Source organism: Candidatus Amarolinea dominans (assembly GCA_016719785.1).
Classification (GTDB): Bacteria; Chloroflexota; Anaerolineae; order SSC4; family Amarolineaceae; genus Amarolinea; species Amarolinea dominans.
The window spans coordinates 22308-38824 of sequence record JADJYJ010000004.1 but is presented as its reverse complement, the minus strand read 5'-3'; the positions used below and the strand labels follow the sequence as shown (position 1 = coordinate 38824).

Here is a 16517-nt window from a genome sequence, read left to right as displayed (position 1 = left end):
ATGCCTTTGCTGAATCGAATCAAGAAAGTCCTGCTGGCGGTGGCCGGCGTAGCCGTTTTCATCCTCGCGCTGGAACTCCTCAAGACCGGGGCGCGTGAACTGCAGCCGCTGTTCAAGACGCTGTCCGTTGACTCCATGACCAACACCCTGGGCATGGGATGGCTCATGGCCTACATGGTCCTCAGCGGATCGCCCGTGGCTGCGGTCTCCCTCACCCTGTTCAGCAGTAATTTGATTTCGGATGTGCAGGCCTTTGCCATGATCACCGGCTCGCGACTGGGCGCCTCGTTCATCGTCTTACTGGTCGGCTTTGTGTCGTACCTACGCGGACGCCAACGCGTGGCCAGTATCTCGATCGGGGTTTTGGCCCTGCTCACCACAGCCACCATCTACTTGCCCGCGATGGCCCTGGGCTACCTGATCTTGGTCAACGGCTGGTTCGACGATGTACGCTTTGGAGCGCCCACGGCGTTGGCTTCGGCCATTGACGTGGTGTATGACCCCATCGTGCATCTGCTGGTGTCGCTGCTCCCTGGCTGGCTTCTCTTCTTTGCGGGTTTGGGCATCCTGCTGCTCGCCTTCAATATCTTCGACCGTGCGCTGCCCGAAATATCACCGGAGAGCAGTGGTTTCCAGCGTGTGTCGGACCTGGTCTATCGGCCCTGGGTCATGTTCATCATTGGCATGGCGGTGACAGCGGTCACGCTCTCCGTCTCTGTCTCTTTGACGATCCTGGTGCCCCTGTCGGCGCGGGGTTATGTGCGCCGTGAAAATCTGATACCCTACATGATGGGCGCCAACATCACCACCTTCATTGACACCCTGTTGGCTGCGCTCCTTCTCAACACACCACGCGCCTTTACGATTGTGTTCACTGAAATGACGAGTGTGGCCCTGTTGTCGCTGCTGGCCCTGTTCATCAACTACAACGGTTATCGGCGTAGCATTGAGTGGTGCCTGGAGTGGATTATGCGTGATAATCGGCGCCTGATGGTTTTTTTGGCCATTATTTTTATTGTCCCCGTGTTTCTATTGTTGATCTGAGAGTCTGTGAAAATATCCTGGCGGCAGTTCGGAGGTGGCATCATGACCACAACCTGTAGTGGCTTGGTGTTCGAAAACTACTACATGCTGTATGCCATCGCAGGGGTGTTACGCACCCCGGAGATATTTTCACAGACTCTGAGCAAGCCCTCCTCATGATGGAGTCAAGCAGTCTATGATGCGAATTTTGTTGTATGTGGATGGTTCACACAATAGTCAATGGGCGCTGCAGGTGGCGCTGGTGGTCAGCAGGCACTTCGAGACGGAGTTGACACTCCTGGTGGCCGAGGGCGGCAAGGGCGCCGATCACGAGTGGCTGACGCGTGCGCGTGAACAACTGTTGACGGCCACGGTGGGCACCTTGCGCGATGTAACGCAGCCCGGGTCGGCCGAAGAGGCCATTCTGGCTGAATCAGCTGCCCAAACGTACGACCTGATCCTACTGGCGCCGGCCGGACGCCGCGGCCTGAGTCGTCTGCTGCACGGCTCGCGTGTGGCCCAGGTGGTGCGTCAGAGCAATACTTCGGTGTTGGTGGCGCGCGCACCGTTGACCGACATTCGTCGCATGATGGTCAGCGTGGGCGGCACGCGCCAGAGCCTGGAGATGGTCGAGGTGGCCGCGCATTGGGCGCAGGCGCTAGGCGCCAGGGCCACGATCCTGCACGTGGTCTCGCAATTGCCGCTGTTTTTCCAGGGGCTGACGGCCGGGGAAGGGCATCACACCACTGATGAGCTGTTGGCCATCGAACCGGAGTCCCGCGAAGTTCTGCAGGAAGCGGTGAGCATTCTACAGCAGGCCGATGCCTTCGATCGTCTACTGTTGCGCGAGGGCTTGCTCGAGGAACGTGTGCTGGCTGCGCTGGAGACAGAGAGCATTGACCTCCTGGTGCTCGGAGCCAATGCGGCGTCCGGTGTCAATCGTCTCTTGCTCGATGATCTGTGCGATCGCCTGGTGCAGAAAAGCCCGATTACGACGCTGGTAGTGCGTTAGCGGCCGTTGATAGCCACACCCCGCGCGGCGCCGGTCAGCGATTTGTGCGCGTTGGGAAAATTCGGGCATTTGCGCTATAATCGGGATAATTTGCAGCATGTCACGACGTCGCCCCGTTGTCAACCATTATCTGTGTTGGAGGATCCATGCGTTCCAGAACGATGCGAGCGGCAGTTGGGTTGTGGTTTCTCATCCTGTGGGTAACGGCCGCACCCTCGTTGGCCCAAGAGAGTAAACAACTCTACTGGCAGCGATGGGATGCCGATATCACCATTGATGCGGATGGTTCGTTCAAGGTGATCGAAACCCAGGAGATTGTGTTCACGTCCGGCTCCTTCCGCTTTGGCACCCGTAATATCAAGACAGATCGTCTGCGTGATATCACCGGGGTGCAGGTGACGGCCGACGGCCAGGCGCTGCGCCGCGCGTCGAGCGGTGAAACGGCGGGCACCTTCGTTGTCACCTCCGATGGCAGCGGAGATTTTATTGTCAAGTGGTTTTTTCCCAGGTCAGTCTCTGACAGCCGTCACGTCTATGTGCTCAGCTACACGGTGGATGGCGCGCTGCGCTACTATGATGGCGGCGATCAGTTTTGGTGGAGCGTGGTGGGGCCTGAGCGCAGCTTCCCGGTGCGCTCGTCCACGGTGACGGTGCGCGTACCCGCGCCGGCGACGGTGTCCAACTTCGATAACTACGGCGTGCGCGCCACCGCCACTCAGCTCGATGCCCAGACGATGGAATTTACCTCCAGCGAGGCCATCAACCCGGGCGAGCAGATCGAGGTGCGCGTGCAGTTCACTCACGGTGTGGTGGCCGGCAGCCCCTCAAGCTGGCAGGCAGAGGCCGATGCAGACGCGGCGGCCACTGAGCAGCGCGCCGCGTATGATCGCCAGACGCGACCGCTCATCAATACCGGGGTGTTCGCCTTGGGGCTGCTGCTGCTCATCGGCGGGCCGCTGCTGGTCTACCTGCTCTGGTATCAGAAGGGACGCGACCTGCCGGTGATGTTGCCAACCGACTATCTGGCCGAGCCGCCCGACCCCGCGTTGCCACCGGGCATCGCCGGCACGCTGGTGGATGAAACGGCTGATCTGCAGGACATCATGGCGACCCTGATTGATCTGGCCCGGCGCAAGGTGATTACCATTCGCGAGGAGAAAGGCAAGGATTTTACCTACAGGCTGGTGGGTAAGACCGCGGGCCTGCGATCCTTCGAACAGACATTGGTGGATCGCATGTTCAAGGGCGACACGACGGAGCGCCAACTGTCGGAGTTGAAGAATAAGTTCTACACGACGATTCCCAAGATCAAGAGCCAACTGTACGACGAGGTGGTGGCTGAAGGATTCTTCATGCGCAGCCCCGAACGCACGCGCAACGCCTATGGCGCCAGCGGTGTCGCCGTATTGGCTGTGACCGGCATCCTGGGCTGCTTTGTCCTTCCCTTCGCGACGGTGTACACCGACACCGCGTGGTTGCCTGTCGTGGGCATGGGACTTACGGCGCTGATATTCATGTCCATTGCGCGCTTCATGCCGCGCAAGACTGACAAGGGCGCCGATGCCGCAGCGCGCTGGCGGGCCTTCAAGCGCTATTTGCAGGAGATCGAGAAGTACACGAACCTGGAAGAGAGCAAGGCGATCTTCGAGACCTACCTGCCTTATGCGGTGGCGTTTGGTCTTGACCGCACCTGGATCAACAAGTTCGCCCAGGTGGACGCACCGGTGCCCACCTGGTGGACGCCGTACTCAGGTTACGGTCATTCGCGCGGACATTACCCCGCGACGGTGGGCGGCGGTGATGTCGGCCTGCCGGGCGCAGGGAAGATCAGTAGCGCGGAACGTTCGGCGCCGACGTTGAGCGATATGTCACGCGACATGGGCAGTGGGTTGAGCGGTATGAGCGCCGGCCTGGGCACCATGCTGTCATCCTCCGCATCCGCGCTGACCAGTCGGCCGGCGCCGCAGCCTTCCTCCGGATCCAGCAGTTCGGGCTGGTCGGGCGGCGGCGGTGGTGGGAGCGGCGGTGGTGGCGGTGGTGGTGGCGGCGGCGGTGGCGGCGGTGGGTTCGGTTGATCTGGCGCAATCGCTAACTTCCCCTGGTTTTGATACACACAAGGAGGCATACATGATCGGTTCTGGCCGCGTGGTGGGCTTGATTCTCATCGTGATCGGAATCCTGACCTGCCTGATCGGCAGCGCGCTTGCGATCACGTCGGTGCAGGCCGCGGGTGAGCAGGGCAATACGGGCGGCATGGTGCTGGGCATCGCCTTCAGCGCACTGCCTGCTCTGCTCTTCGTTGGCGTCGGCGGCTATCTGTTCACGCGCGGGCGTGCTGAAGCCGCACAGATGGCCGAAGTGACTAAGCAGAAGAAAATCCTCAATATCATCATGACACGGGGTAAGGCGAGTATCTCTGATATCGTCCTGGAGATGGGCACTGACGCCGAGCAGGTCAAGGCGTGGATCTATGACCTGGTGGGCAAAGGCCTGTTCAGCGGCTATGTCAATTGGAAGGATGGTATTCTTTATTCCCGGCAGGCGTCACAGATGCGAGAGGGCGGTAAATGCCCCAACTGTGGCGGCCAACTGGAACTCACTGGCAAGGGCGTGATCAGTTGCCCGTTCTGTGGCAGCGAGATTTTCCTTGCGCAGTAGCTCCGTCGCCGCCGGTCAGGCGACCGGCCGGCGCAGGATCAGTGCAGAGGGGCGAATGATGTATTCTGGCAGAGAAAGGAACAAACTATGGATTTGATCGAGAAGGCAAAAGCTGCCCGGGGCGCCCTGGAGCGCACCTTCGCCGGTTTGCCCGGCGTTAAAGGGTACAAGGAAAAAGAGTTGCGCCGCGAGGCGGACAAGACGGTGCGCGAGCTGTTGGCGCGCGACTTGGACGAGCAACGCCAACGCCTGCAGGGCCTGCAGGTTGACCTGCTCGGCGCGGGCGGCTTGCAGTGGGTAGATGATGTGGAGCGCGCGGTCACGAAGCTGCAGACCCTGGGGGATCGGATCAAGACCGCCAGCTATGGCTATGCGCCGCTCTTCGATGATGTCAAGGTCAAGGAGGCGCAGCTCGATGCCCTGGCGCAGTTCGACGAGCAGATGGTGGAGCGCGTGGGCGCCCTGCAAGCCGAAGTGGACAAGTTGGCCGCGGCCGTCAGCGCGCGCGAGGGCATTGGCGACGCTGCCAATGCGTTGGCCGATCATGTGGCGATGCTCAACACCGTGTGGGGCCATCGCCAGGATGCAATTCTGAATAGCTAAGGAACGAGAATTTTTTAATTGTCTGGTTTAGCGGCCCACGGGGTGGCTATGTTCGGACACTTATTTAATTCTCGTTCCTGACAAGCAGAGTTGCCAACTCTACGCAGGAGGAGAAAATGGCACGAATTATTGATGTGATTGAAGCCCCCGACCAGGGGCCGGCCGACATGGTGGTGCGCATACCGCAGTCCGGTTCTGGCGATTTCCAGATCGGCTCGCAGGTCATTGTGCGCGAAAGCCAGACGGCTGTCTTTTTCCGTGACGGTAAGGCCCTGGACTCGTTCGGCGCGGGCCGCCATACGATTACCACGGCCAATATCCCACTCATCACCAACCTGCTGGAGCGCATTTTCTCCAGCGGCAAGAACATTTTTACGGCTGAGGTCTATTTCGTCAACCGGCGCGAGTTTCTGGAGCAGAAATGGGGCACGCCGGAACCGATCACCCTGCGCGACAAGGACCTCGGCATGGTGCGCTTGCGGGCTTTTGGCAACTACTCGATGCAGGTGAGCGACCCGCAGTTGTTCGTCACCAAGATCGTGGGAACGCAGGGGCTCTATCAGACGGCGCAGATTGACGCGTATCTGCGCGGGGTCATCATCAGCCGCATGACCGATGTGCTGGCCTCTTCCGGCGCCAGTTTCCTGGACATGCCGGCCCTGTTCGATGAACTGAGCGCGGGAATCAAGGCCAGGTTGGCCGACGATTTTGCCGCCCTGGGCATCGCGCTCAAGCAGATGTTCATCCAGTCGGTCAGCCCGACCGAAGAAACGCAGAAGGCCATTGACGAGCGCGCCTCGATGGGCGCCATCGGCAACATGCAGGCCTACATGCAGTACAAGGCGGCGCGGGCCTTGGGCGATGCCGCGCAGGCAGGCGACGGCGGCGCGGGCAGCCTGACCGGCGCCGGGCTGGGCTTGGGCGCGGGCATGGGTCTGGGCGGCGTCATGGCGCAAGCGATGACCCAGGCCATGGCCGCGGGGCAGCAGCAGCCGGGCGCGGCCCCGGCCGCGGCCGCCGCGGCGCCCGATGTGATGACCACGGCCGAGGCCGCGGCGTATCTCAAGGTGTCCGAAGCCGATGTCCTGGCTCTGATCGCAGAGGGCGATCTCAAGGCGCGCAAGATCGGCGCTCAGTATCGCGTCGGCCGGGCGGCGCTGGACGAGTTCTTGAAGGGCTAGTTACCCCTCCCCTGGTAGATGCAATCCAGACACGGAGACTGCCATCGGTGCTGCGGTCTCCGTGTCTTTGATTATGGCGGGCTGATGTCCATGCCCCTGATGAAAAGATGAAAAAAAGATGAGAAACGGAGGAGAACATTCTATGTTGCGGCGATTTGTCATGATCACCCTGTGCGCAGCGGCGCTGGCGTTGATGTTGGCGGCGTGTGTAGCCACACCCACGCCGGTGACGGTTATCGAAAAAGAGACGGTCGTGGTCAAAGAGACCGTCGAAGTGGTCAAAGAAGTGACCAAAGAGGTGACCAAAGAGGTTGTCGTCACGCCCACGCCGGTGGCGATGAGACCCCAGGTCTTGCGCTGGTCCATCGAGGGCATCAACGAACTGGTTTCGATTGATCCGCCCAAGGCCAGTGACTCCCAGGGTATCCTGGCGGTGAACATGCTCTTCGCCGGCCTTGTGCGCCTGGACGGGGAACTGCGCGTGACCCCGGACGGCGCGACCAGTTGGACGGTCTCGCCGGATGGCCTGACCTACACCTTCAAGCTGCGCCCCGGCCTGGCCTTCAGCGACGGCACACCAGCGACGGCCGACGACGTGGTCTTCTCGCTGACGCGGGCGCTCAATCCGGCGACCGGCGGCTGGACTGGCCCCTTCTATCTGAGTAACATCGTCGGCTCTGACGATGTTACGAGCGGCGCCAGTTCCACCCTGACTGGGGTCAAGGCGGTGGATGCCTCTACCGTCGAAATCAAGATCAAGCAGCCGTCTGCCTTTTTCCTCAAGCAGTTGACCTTTGCCGGCGGTTTCATTGTGCCCGAGGCGAAGGTGACGGCCAACCCGGCCAACTGGACCGATAGCCCGATCGGCACCGGGCCTTTCAAGCTGAAGGAATGGAAGCACAACCAGGCCCTGATCCTGGAGCCGAACCCCTACTACTGGAATGGCCCCATCCAGGTGACGGAACTGCAGATGCCCTTCTTCCAGGACAGCGAGACCGCGTTCCAACTGTACCGCACCGGCGGCCTGGACATCATGGGCAGCCAGCAGAACGGCGTGCCGGCGGCGCGCCTGGCCGAGGTGAGCGACCTGCCGGACTTCCGTGCGGCTTCCTCCTTTGCCGTCCGCTATATCGGTTTCAACAATATGCTGCCACCCTTCGACAATGTGAAGGTGCGCCAGGCCTTCGCCCGCGCCATTGACAAGCAGGCGCTGGCCACCAAGGTGCTGGGCGGCAGTGTGCGCCCCTCCGACCGCATCCTGCCCGGCGGCTTGCCCGGCTCCGAACTGCCCATCAAGGGGTTGACCTTCGACGCGGCCGCAGCCAAGCAACTGCTGGCGGACGCGGGGTTTGCCAACGGCAAGGGACTGCCGCCCATTGCCTTCAGCTACGGCGTCGAAGGCGACAATGAGCGGGTGGTGACTTTCTTGCAGGAGCAGTGGAAGCAAAACCTGGGCGTTCAGATCACCCTGGAACCGCTCGAACTGGCGACCTTCAGCGAGCGCCTGAACACCACCTACCAACACCCGGAGCAGGGCATTCAGATGTACTTTAGCATCTGGGGCGCCGACTACCCCGACCCGCAAAATTTCATCTCGCAGCAACTGCGTACCGATGTGGGCAACAACAACGGCCATTGGTCGAACGCAGCCTTTGACAAACTGGTGGATGAGGCCGATGTCATCGTCGGGAATGATAGCAAACGGATGACGCTCTATAACCAGGCTGAGCAGTTGGCCGTGGATGAAGTGGGCTGGCTGCCGCTCTTCAATCCGACGCTCAATGTCCTGATGCGACCCTATGTCTCTGGCTTTGTCTTTACCGGCCAGGGCATCACGGTGCCCGACTGGTCGGCTGTCCGCGGTAAGACGCAGTAGACCGGCCCCGCGGGAGCGCCGAACGGGGAGTTCCCCGACTCTCCGTTCGGCGTTCCCTGGGACCCCGAACGCCGGACTGTGAGCGCCGAACGAGTTCAGATGGTTCGTAGTGGCGACTTCAGTCGCTCCGTGATAGCAGAAACGGCTAAAGCCGTCACTACGAACTACGAACTGCCCGACAACTTGCGCCGCCACCCACCGGACCTGTTCGGTGGCACGAAACGAACCGCCCATTCTATAGCATTCATCTTATGGTATCCATCGTTCTGCGTCGTATCCTCAGTCTGATTTTTGTGGTGTTCAGCATTACCCTGCTGACATTCATCATCGGCTACCTGGCGCCAGGAGACCCCATCCTGGTGATGATGGGCTCGCGTCGTGACCCTGTGATCTATCAACGGCTGCTGCACCAGTATGGACTTGATCTGCCCTGGTGGCAGCAGTATCTGCGCTATGTCGGCGGGCTGCTGCAGGGCGACCTGGGCTTGTCCTACAAATACCAGGGACGCCCGGTGCTTGATCTGTTGCGTCACGGCCTGCCGATTTCGATGGCGCTGGGCGGCGTCGCGCTTCTGCTCAGCCTGGTTATCGGCATCCCGGCTGGGGTGCTGGCCGCGCTGCGGCAGAATTCCTGGCTCGACCGTGGCCTGCTGGCGTTCATGCTGGCCCTCTACGCCATTCCGAGCTTCGTGCTGATTCCCATCCTGCGCGTGGCCGATACCTGGCTCTACCGCAGCGGGCTGCCTTTTTTGCCGGTGGCCGGCTGGGGAACCCCGGCCCACTGGGTGATGCCGGTGATCGTGCTGGCCGCGGGCACCACAGGCTACCTGGCGCGTCTGACGCGCGCATCCATGTTGGAAGTGCTGCGCCAGGACTTCATGCGCACGGCCGCGGCCAAGGGCCTCTTCCCGCGTCAGATCACCTGGCGCCATGCTTTTCGCAACGCGCTGCTGCCGATTGTCACCGTGCTTGGCCCATCGCTCGCCTTCCTGGTCACCGGCGCGTTCGTGGTCGAAAACCTCTTCGCCGTGCCCGGCATCGGCTTCCTGGCGATCCAGGCGATCGGTCAGCGTGACTATCCGGTGTTGCAGGGAACGACGATCATCCTGGCCGCGGCCGTCGTGGTGATGAACCTGGCCACCGACCTGACCTACCTGTTTCTCGACCCACGGATTCGGATGACGTGAGCAACGCCATCACTGCAACTCTGACCGCGGGCGACCGCTCACGCACGCTGAGCGCACGCTTTGCCGCCAATCGCCTGGCGCTGTTCAGCCTGGCGGTGATCGTCCTGCTGCTGCTGCTGGCCGCGGTCGGCCCTGATCTGTGGCCGCTCAGCGCCACCGATCAGGACTATGACGCCATCAACGCCTGGCCGACGCCGGCGCACCCGCTGGGCGCCGACAACCTGGGGCGCGACACCCTGGCCCGCCTGCTGCGCGGCCTGCGCGTCTCCCTGCTGGTTGCCGTGTACGTAGAAACGCTCAACATCGTGCTCGGCGCCACCCTGGGCCTGTTGGCCGGCTATTTCGGCGGCTGGCTCGATCAACTGCTCAGCCGCCTGGCGGATATGCTCTTTGCCTTTCCCGGCCTGCTGCTGGCGATCCTGGTGGCCGGCGTGTTCGGCCCTGCCATCACGCAAACCTTTGGCGGGATTGGCCGTCTGCTCCTCGTGGCCGGCGCGCTGAGCCTGGTGAGCTGGCCGCTGATGGCGCGCACCGTGCGCAGCATCACCCTGGCGCTGCGCGAGCGCGAGTTCATCGAAGCCGCGCGCGCCGTCGGCGCCCGCGATCGGACTATCCTCTGGCGCCATCTGCTCCCCAACGTGATGGGCATGGTCATCGTCAGCGCCACCCTGGACGTGGCCGGCGTGGTGGTCAACGAAGCGGTATTGAGTCTGTTAGGCCTGGGCGTACAGCCGCCGGCGCCCAGCATCGGCGGCATGATCGTGCAGTCCATCCCGTACCTGGAGATGAACTGGCTGCAAGCCCTTTTCCCCAGCCTGGCCTTGATGGTCATGGTGCTCACCTTCTCCTTTGCTGGTGATGGGCTGCGCGACGCGTTCGATCCGAAATCGGAGTGAAGCGATTGAAATCGCACCTAATGGGCGTTCCGCCGCAAGGTCGGCCTGCGCCGACCCGGATTGCGTCCACGCAGGTGGACGCCCGGCGGAACGCTCTTTCGCCCCGAATTCATTCGGCGGCTCATGGTCGAAGGGAGAAGCGATGGACCTGTTGATCGAGGCCCGCGAACGGGCTGTTGAGGTGCTGCAGCGCTGTAGTTCCCCGATTGGCTTCAAAGCGTCTGGCTTGACGCGTGGCTATCCGCATGTTTGGGCGCGCGATAGCATCATCACCGCGCTGGGCGCGGCCTGGGCTGAGCCGACGCTTTTCCTGCCGCCCTTCCGCGCTTCGCTCGATACCCTGGGCGCCTTTCAATCACCGCTGGGCTTGATCCCCCTCAACGTGGACGTGGCCAGCCGCACCGTTTCCACCGAAAATGCCGGCGCGGTAGACGCCAACCTGTGGTTCATTCTGGGGCACTACTATCACTGGCTGCTGTCGCACGATGATGCCTATTTGCGCGACAACTTTGCCCGTCTGCAGCGCGCGTTGGTCTGGCTGCGTTATCAGGACATGAATGAATGCGGCCTGCTCGAAGTGCCCGAGGCCGGCGATTGGATGGATTTGCTCTCGGTCCGTTATAATGTCCTCTATGACAACGTCCTCTACTTCGCCAGCTTGCATGCCTTTGCGCAGATGGCCGCAGCCTGCGGCGCTGAGGCGGGCGGGGCGCGGGCGGGGGCGGATGGGGTGCAGGAACGGCTCAACCTGCTGCTCTGGGTCAATCGCTGCTGGGAGCCAGAGCTTTGGGCCGAACAGTTGGCCCGTCTCAAGGCCATGCGCCTGGAATGGTACATGCTCTATCACAACGTGGGCACCATCTCCAGCCGTCCGTTCTACCTGCCCTGGGTCGCCTTCCGCGAGTTTGGCGATTACTGCGACGTGCTGGGTAACACCCTGGCCATCCTGACCGGCGTGGCCGACAGCGGGCGCCGCGAGCTGATCTTGCGCCACCTCTACCAGGTGGGCGCGGGCAGGCCTTATCCGAGCAAGGCCATTCATCCCGTCATCTATCCGGGCCAGACGGAGTGGCGCGAATACTACCGCAGCCGCAACCTGAACCTGCCGCACCAGTATCACAACGGCGGTATCTGGCCCTTCATCGGCGGATTTCACGTGGCCGCGCTGGTGCGCCAGGGCTGGATGGATGATGCGGAGCATCTGTTGCGCGATCTGGCCGCGGCCAATCAGCGCGGCGCCTATGAGCCGTGGGAATTCAACGAATGGCTGCACGGCGAAACCGGCAACCCCATGGGCTATCCGCTCCAGGCCTGGTCGGCCGGCATGTATCTATATGCCTACGAGGCCTTGCAGCAGCGACGCCTGCCCTTGTTCGATGATCTGATCCAACCCTGACGAGGTTCGAGATGGCAAACCTGCAACTGTCACCTGATTTGAGCGATGCGCTGGCGCACCGCAACCTGGTTATTTTTTGGGGCGGCGATCTGCCGCAGGCCTTGACCGGCCTGCCCAGCCGGCAGGACCTGGCGCAGCGCCTGGCGGCCCGTATCAACTACCAGGGCCGTGACAACTCCCTGGAAGCGGTCGCGCAGGCCTTCGCGGCCGGCCAGCACGGTTTTACCAATGAACTGAACCGGATCATCGTCCGTGAACTGGACGAGCAGCGCCACCAACCGCAGCTTGTTCACCGGCTCGCCGCGCAGTTGCCGGCCAGCCACTACATTGTTACCGCGTACGACGGCCTGCTCGAGGACGCCCTGCGTGACCAGCGGCGCCCGTACAACTACCCGATCATTGCCGGCGTCAGCGTGGGCAATCTGGACCTGCTCAACGGCAATCTGCCCACGCTGATCTGGCTGTACGGTCGCGTGCGCGAACAGCAGAGCCTGGTGCTGACGCGTGACGCCCATCTGCGCCTGGTGAACGATCCGGCCAACGCCGGCCTGCTCAACTATGTGCGCACGATCATGCGCGTCAATACCCTGCTCTTCATCGGCTACGACCTGTCAGACGTGGATTTCGAACTGCTCTACACCCACGTGCTGACGACCGCCGGGCCGTTGATGCGCCGCGCCTTTGCCGTGCAGCCCGGCCTGGACCCCTACCAGCGCCTGACCTGGCAGCAGCGCAACGTTGAACTGATTGACGCCGACCCCCTCGCCGTCCTCAGCAGCCTCCTCGGCCTGCCCCTCCCTCCGGTCTCTGATCTCCGATCTCCAACCCCCGATCCCCAATCTCCGGTCTCTGACCCCCAATCTCCCCGATCCCCGGTCTCCGATCTCCGGTCTCCGATCCCCAATCTCCGGCCTCTGATCTCCGGTCTCCAATCCCCGGCCCATCCCCCACACCCGCAAAGGAGCCAACACCCATGCCTACGCTGCCCAATTCAATCACCTTGAACAAACTGCTGCAAAAATTGACGGCGCAGGATATTGACATCATCCTGTTGGAACAGGACTTCCAGGGTGTGCGCGACAGCGCAGGGCCGAACTTGCATAGCCTGCGCCTCAAATTGATCGAATTCGCCGAAAAGCGCGTGAAAGTGCCTCGCCTCCTCGAACTGATCTATGACCTGAACTCGACCGGCTATCTTGAAATCATGGGCGTCCCGCCGCCAGGGCGTTCCACCGGCTCGACGTCATCCTCCGGGCAAGGCGGCAATGCGTCACCCGGCCCGACCCCCCCGCCTCCTCCCACCCCCGCGTCCGTCCGCCGCATCACCTATCACGACTTCGACCTACGCATCCGCCGCGGCGCTGCCGCCGGCCAGTACAGCGTTGAAACCAGCAGCGAGCTGGGCGGCCAGGCCGAGGCCGATGTGACCTTCGACCCGGCCGACGTGGATTTCACGCGCCTGCTCAACCGTTTCGGCATCCTGCGCGGCTTTTCCGCGGAAGCGCCTGTGGACGCATCCGCCACGCGCACCCCCGGCCCGGTGCGCCCCAGCCAGCCGCCGGCCGAGAAGGACCTGACCCTGCTCGGCTACCGTTTGCAGCAGTTGGCCTTTCCAACGGCCGTCTACAATCGCCTGCTGACCGCGCAGGGCAAATTGGGCGACGATGACAGCCTGCGCATCCGCCTGCGCCTCGATCCGCCTGAACTGGCGGCGTTGCCCTGGGAACTGCTGACCGACGCCGCGCCTGGCGTTGCGCCTGAATTCTGGGGGTTGAACCTCCAACGGTCCATTGTGCGCTTCCCGCCCGTGGGCAGGACCGCCACGGCCGTGGCCTCGCCCACGCCGCTGCGCATCCTGCTGGCCGTGGCCGGGCCGACCGACCAGCGCACGCTCAAGACGGCCGACGAGATCGCGCTCGTGCGCAGCGCGCTGGCGCCCCTGGGCAACCGCATCGAACTGGTCGAGATAGATCACGTCCAGGTCAGCGACCTGCTGCCCCGCCTGCGCGAGACCTTCCACATCCTGCACTTCATCGGCCACGGCCTCTTCGATGTGTCCAGCAGCACAGGTAATCTCATCCTGGAAAACGAAGACCACCTGAGCGACCCGGTTGACGCCAAAACCCTGGGTCAGTTGCTGGCGGGCAGCACCATGCGCCTGGTGTTCCTCAACGCCTGTGAAACCAGCCAGACCGCCAACAGCACAGACGCCTACGGCATTGCCGATGTCCTGGTCAAGGCGGGGGTGCCGGCCGTGGTCGCCATGCAGACGGCCGTGCGCGACGATTACGCGACCCTGTTCGCCAGGCATTTCTACAGCGGGATGGCACAGGGTTTGCCGCTGGACGACTGCGTGGGGGAGGGCCGGCGCGGGGTGTTTGTCAAAGCCGGCTTCGGCAGCTTCGATTGGGCCATTCCGGTGCTGACCACACGCGTTTCCGATGGACGCCTGTTCAAATGAAGAAAATTGTCATTCGTGGAAGGAGAGAAACCAACGATGTCATTACCGACCCGAGCCGAAGCCTGGGCGCTGGTGTGCGAATGGGTGAAGGCCGACAGCCTGCGCAAGCACATGCTGGCGGTGGAAGCGGCGCTGCGTGCGTACGCGGCCAAATACGGCGAAGACGAGGACTTGTGGGGCATCACCGGCCTGGTGCATGACCTGGACTTCGAGCGCTTCCCCAACATGGATGACCAGACCGCTGGGCATCCGCGCACCGAGCTGCGCCTCTTTCGCGCCCTGGACTGGCCGCCGGAGCTGATCCATGCCGTGGAAGCGCATGCCACCTACCTGGGCGTCCCGTCCGTCAGCCGCCTGGACAAAGCCCTGCTGGCCGTAGACGAGCTGACCGGCCTCATCATGGCCGTAGGCTACGTGCGCCCCAGCAAGAGCCTGGCCGATGTCGAGGTGCGGTCGGTCAGGAAGAAGTGGAAGGACAAAGCCTTTACCGCGGCCATCAGCCGCCAGGAGATCGAGCACTACACCGCCGAGCTGGGCGAACCGCTGGATGAACACATCCAGACCGTGCTCAGCGCGCTGCAAGGCATTGCAGCAGACCTGGGATTGGGCTAAGGAACCACAGGTGCATTGTAACTGCTCAGCCAGGCAAAGATCACACTGTCAGGCCACAGATTCAGCTTCCAGGATCATCCGTTACCAGCGCCTCCGCCGCAACCAGGCGCACATTCTCGTCCGCGGCGCGGGCGAGCAGGGCGGGCGTGAAACCGGACTTGGCAAACAGCGCGTAGGAAACGGCCGGCCAGCGGCCCTGGGGATCAACCAGGCGCGCCTTGCGTTGTAGATCGTCCAGGATGTCCGTCCCCACGGGGTTGACCGACCACTTGCACTCGCCCAGCAGCAGCGCGCCGTCTGCCTCGCTGACCGCGACAACATCCACCTCGCCCGTGCTGTCCCACCAAGAGCCGATCCGCTCGGGCAAGAAGGCCAGTTGCCCCGCACGCGCCAGGCGCGCGACGTAAGCCCGCGCCGCTTCTTCGAAGGCATAACTGACGAACTGATCGAAGGTCGGCCGCACGCGCTGCGCCAGCACCGCGTCCGCCAGGCCCAGGTCAAGCGATCCCTGGTTGGGATGCACGTAGCGAAACCAAAAGCGTAGGAAGGCATCGGTGATCTGGTAAAGGCCGCGTTTGTTCTTGTCGGGCCGACTCTCGGTGGCAGGCACATTGCGGTTTACCACACGCAGATCTTGCAGGATATTCAGGTAACGCGCTGTCGTGGTTGCGTCGCCCACGCGCGCCCCCTGGCTGATCTCGTTCAGTCGCGTGGATCCTTGTGCCAGCGCGCGCAGGATCGAAAAGTAATTGCGGGGCTCCCGCAGTTCCTCCATGAGCAGCATCTGCGGTTCGCGACGCAGCATCCCCTGGCTATCGAGGATGCGAGCGCGGATATTGGCGAAGATGTCTGCCTGATCCGAGAAGGTGGCCAGGTAATAGGGCATGCCGCCCAAGACCGCCCAAGCCTCGATCTGCTGGATGGGGGTGTAGGCGGGGAGAAAAACGGCCGCGGCCGGTAATTCCAGTGCTGGCAGAAGATAACTGCCAGTTCGACGACCGTACAGCGGCGCCTGGTAGCCCAGAATCTCCCGTTCCATCATGCCCACGTAAGAGCCGCACAGGATCAAAAAAACCTGGGTGTTGCGCAACAGCTCATCCCACACCTTCTGCAAAATCGAGGGAATGGTCTTGTTGCCGCTAATCAGATAAGTGAACTCGTCCAGCACGACCACAGGGCGACCGGGCAGGTCCGCCAGGGCGCGGAAAGCCGCCTCCCACGAGGGAAAGGTGAAGCCATCGGAGATATTGGCGTGCGTGAAACGCCAAATCTCCTGGGAGAAGGAAGCGAGCTGATCGTTATCGGCGCTGAGGGTGGCAATGAAGAAAATATGGGGCTTGTCTGCGCAGAAATGGCGCACAAGCTCGGTCTTGCCCACCCGTCGCCGGCCGTAGAGAACGAACAACTCGGCGCGTCCGGAACGGTAATGCGTTTCCAGATTAATCAGTTCGGCATGGCGGTTGATGAACATCGTTTTCCTTCGTGACGAGCCGTGGGGAACAATACGAATCGCGATTATTATAATCGTGATTCGTATAATATAACAACTCCAGACCACACGCGAGACCAGGTCTTACGGTCTTACCAACGATCTTACAGTGAGTACGGCGTA

General features: G+C 62.3%; 14 protein-coding genes. 13 read left to right on the top strand and 1 reads right to left on the bottom strand.

From position 1 onward, the window contains the following. The first annotated feature begins 6 nt into the window (after nucleotides 1-6). The 13 genes from IPM84_06680 (at nucleotide 7) to IPM84_06620 (ending at nucleotide 14905) form a co-directional block, all read left to right on the top strand. The gene (locus tag IPM84_06680) at nucleotides 7-1044 is read left to right on the top strand and encodes a hypothetical protein (GenBank protein MBK9092451.1); all 1038 of its coding nucleotides are present in this window, start codon (nucleotides 7-9) and stop codon (nucleotides 1042-1044) included. 175 nt (nucleotides 1045-1219) lie between these two features. After that, nucleotides 1220-2035, top strand: a complete 816-nt coding sequence (locus tag IPM84_06675; GenBank protein MBK9092450.1) for a universal stress protein — start codon at nucleotides 1220-1222, stop codon at nucleotides 2033-2035. Nucleotides 2036-2181: 146 nt separating this feature from the next. After that, nucleotides 2182-4110, top strand: coding sequence for a DUF2207 domain-containing protein (locus tag IPM84_06670; protein MBK9092449.1), 1929 nt, complete (start codon nucleotides 2182-2184; stop codon nucleotides 4108-4110). Next, nucleotides 4064-4693, top strand: coding sequence for a hypothetical protein (locus IPM84_06665; protein ID MBK9092448.1), 630 nt, complete (start codon nucleotides 4064-4066; stop codon nucleotides 4691-4693). Before IPM84_06670 ends, IPM84_06665 begins: the two co-directional genes overlap by 47 nt. Before the next feature lie 87 nt (nucleotides 4694-4780). Beyond that, complete coding sequence (locus tag IPM84_06660) at nucleotides 4781-5296, top strand: hypothetical protein (GenBank protein ID MBK9092447.1); 516 nt, start codon at nucleotides 4781-4783, stop codon at nucleotides 5294-5296. A gap of 116 nt (nucleotides 5297-5412) precedes the next feature. Beyond that, nucleotides 5413-6477: an SPFH domain-containing protein gene (locus IPM84_06655; GenBank protein MBK9092446.1), complete on the top strand. Its 1065-nt coding sequence runs from the start codon at nucleotides 5413-5415 to the stop codon at nucleotides 6475-6477. Nucleotides 6478-6619: 142 nt separating this feature from the next. After that, entirely contained in the window at nucleotides 6620-8353 is a 1734-nt protein-coding gene (locus tag IPM84_06650) for a peptide ABC transporter substrate-binding protein (protein ID MBK9092445.1), read from the top strand. A gap of 251 nt (nucleotides 8354-8604) precedes the next feature. Continuing rightward, nucleotides 8605-9540 carry an ABC transporter permease gene (locus tag IPM84_06645; GenBank protein ID MBK9092444.1) on the top strand — a complete coding sequence of 312 codons (936 nt, stop codon included), beginning with the start codon at nucleotides 8605-8607 and terminating at the stop codon, nucleotides 9538-9540. Next, nucleotides 9537-10436, top strand: coding sequence for an ABC transporter permease (locus IPM84_06640; GenBank protein MBK9092443.1), 900 nt, complete (start codon nucleotides 9537-9539; stop codon nucleotides 10434-10436). The genes IPM84_06645 and IPM84_06640 overlap by 4 nt, the downstream gene beginning before the upstream one ends. A gap of 142 nt (nucleotides 10437-10578) precedes the next feature. Continuing rightward, nucleotides 10579-11832, top strand: coding sequence for a glycogen debranching protein (locus IPM84_06635; GenBank protein ID MBK9092442.1), 1254 nt, complete (start codon nucleotides 10579-10581; stop codon nucleotides 11830-11832). Nucleotides 11833-11843: 11 nt separating this feature from the next. Beyond that, entirely contained in the window at nucleotides 11844-12836 is a 993-nt protein-coding gene (locus tag IPM84_06630; protein MBK9092441.1) for an SIR2 family protein, read from the top strand. Further along, nucleotides 12806-14293, top strand: coding sequence for a CHAT domain-containing protein (locus IPM84_06625; protein MBK9092440.1), 1488 nt, complete (start codon nucleotides 12806-12808; stop codon nucleotides 14291-14293). Before IPM84_06630 ends, IPM84_06625 begins: the two co-directional genes overlap by 31 nt. Nucleotides 14294-14329: 36 nt before the next feature. Next, the gene (locus IPM84_06620) at nucleotides 14330-14905 is read left to right on the top strand and encodes an HAD family hydrolase (protein MBK9092439.1); all 576 of its coding nucleotides are present in this window, start codon (nucleotides 14330-14332) and stop codon (nucleotides 14903-14905) included. 61 nt (nucleotides 14906-14966) lie between these two features. On the opposite strand, the gene IPM84_06615 is transcribed toward IPM84_06620, so the two are convergent. Next, nucleotides 14967-16376, bottom strand: coding sequence for an ATP-binding protein (locus IPM84_06615; protein MBK9092438.1), 1410 nt, complete (start codon nucleotides 16374-16376; stop codon nucleotides 14967-14969). Nucleotides 16377-16517: the final 141 nt, after the last annotated feature.

Excerpts from the sequence above, each read along its gene's own strand:
- IPM84_06635 (MBK9092442.1), top strand. The coding sequence starts at position 10,579 with ATGGACCTGTTGATCGAGGCCCGCGAACGGGCTGTTGAGGTGCTGCAG.
- IPM84_06630 (MBK9092441.1), top strand. The coding sequence starts at position 11,844 with ATGGCAAACCTGCAACTGTCACCTGATTTGAGCGATGCGCTGGCGCAC.
- IPM84_06670 (MBK9092449.1), top strand. The coding sequence starts at position 2,182 with ATGCGTTCCAGAACGATGCGAGCGGCAGTTGGGTTGTGGTTTCTCATC.
- IPM84_06615 (MBK9092438.1), bottom strand. The coding sequence starts at position 16,376 with ATGTTCATCAACCGCCATGCCGAACTGATTAATCTGGAAACGCATTAC.
- IPM84_06655 (MBK9092446.1), top strand. The coding sequence starts at position 5,413 with ATGGCACGAATTATTGATGTGATTGAAGCCCCCGACCAGGGGCCGGCC.
- IPM84_06620 (MBK9092439.1), top strand. The coding sequence starts at position 14,330 with ATGTCATTACCGACCCGAGCCGAAGCCTGGGCGCTGGTGTGCGAATGG.
- IPM84_06650 (MBK9092445.1), top strand. The coding sequence starts at position 6,620 with ATGTTGCGGCGATTTGTCATGATCACCCTGTGCGCAGCGGCGCTGGCG.
- IPM84_06625 (MBK9092440.1), top strand. The coding sequence starts at position 12,806 with ATGCCTACGCTGCCCAATTCAATCACCTTGAACAAACTGCTGCAAAAA.
- IPM84_06660 (MBK9092447.1), top strand. The coding sequence starts at position 4,781 with ATGGATTTGATCGAGAAGGCAAAAGCTGCCCGGGGCGCCCTGGAGCGC.
- IPM84_06645 (MBK9092444.1), top strand. The coding sequence starts at position 8,605 with ATGGTATCCATCGTTCTGCGTCGTATCCTCAGTCTGATTTTTGTGGTG.
- IPM84_06675 (MBK9092450.1), top strand. The coding sequence starts at position 1,220 with ATGATGCGAATTTTGTTGTATGTGGATGGTTCACACAATAGTCAATGG.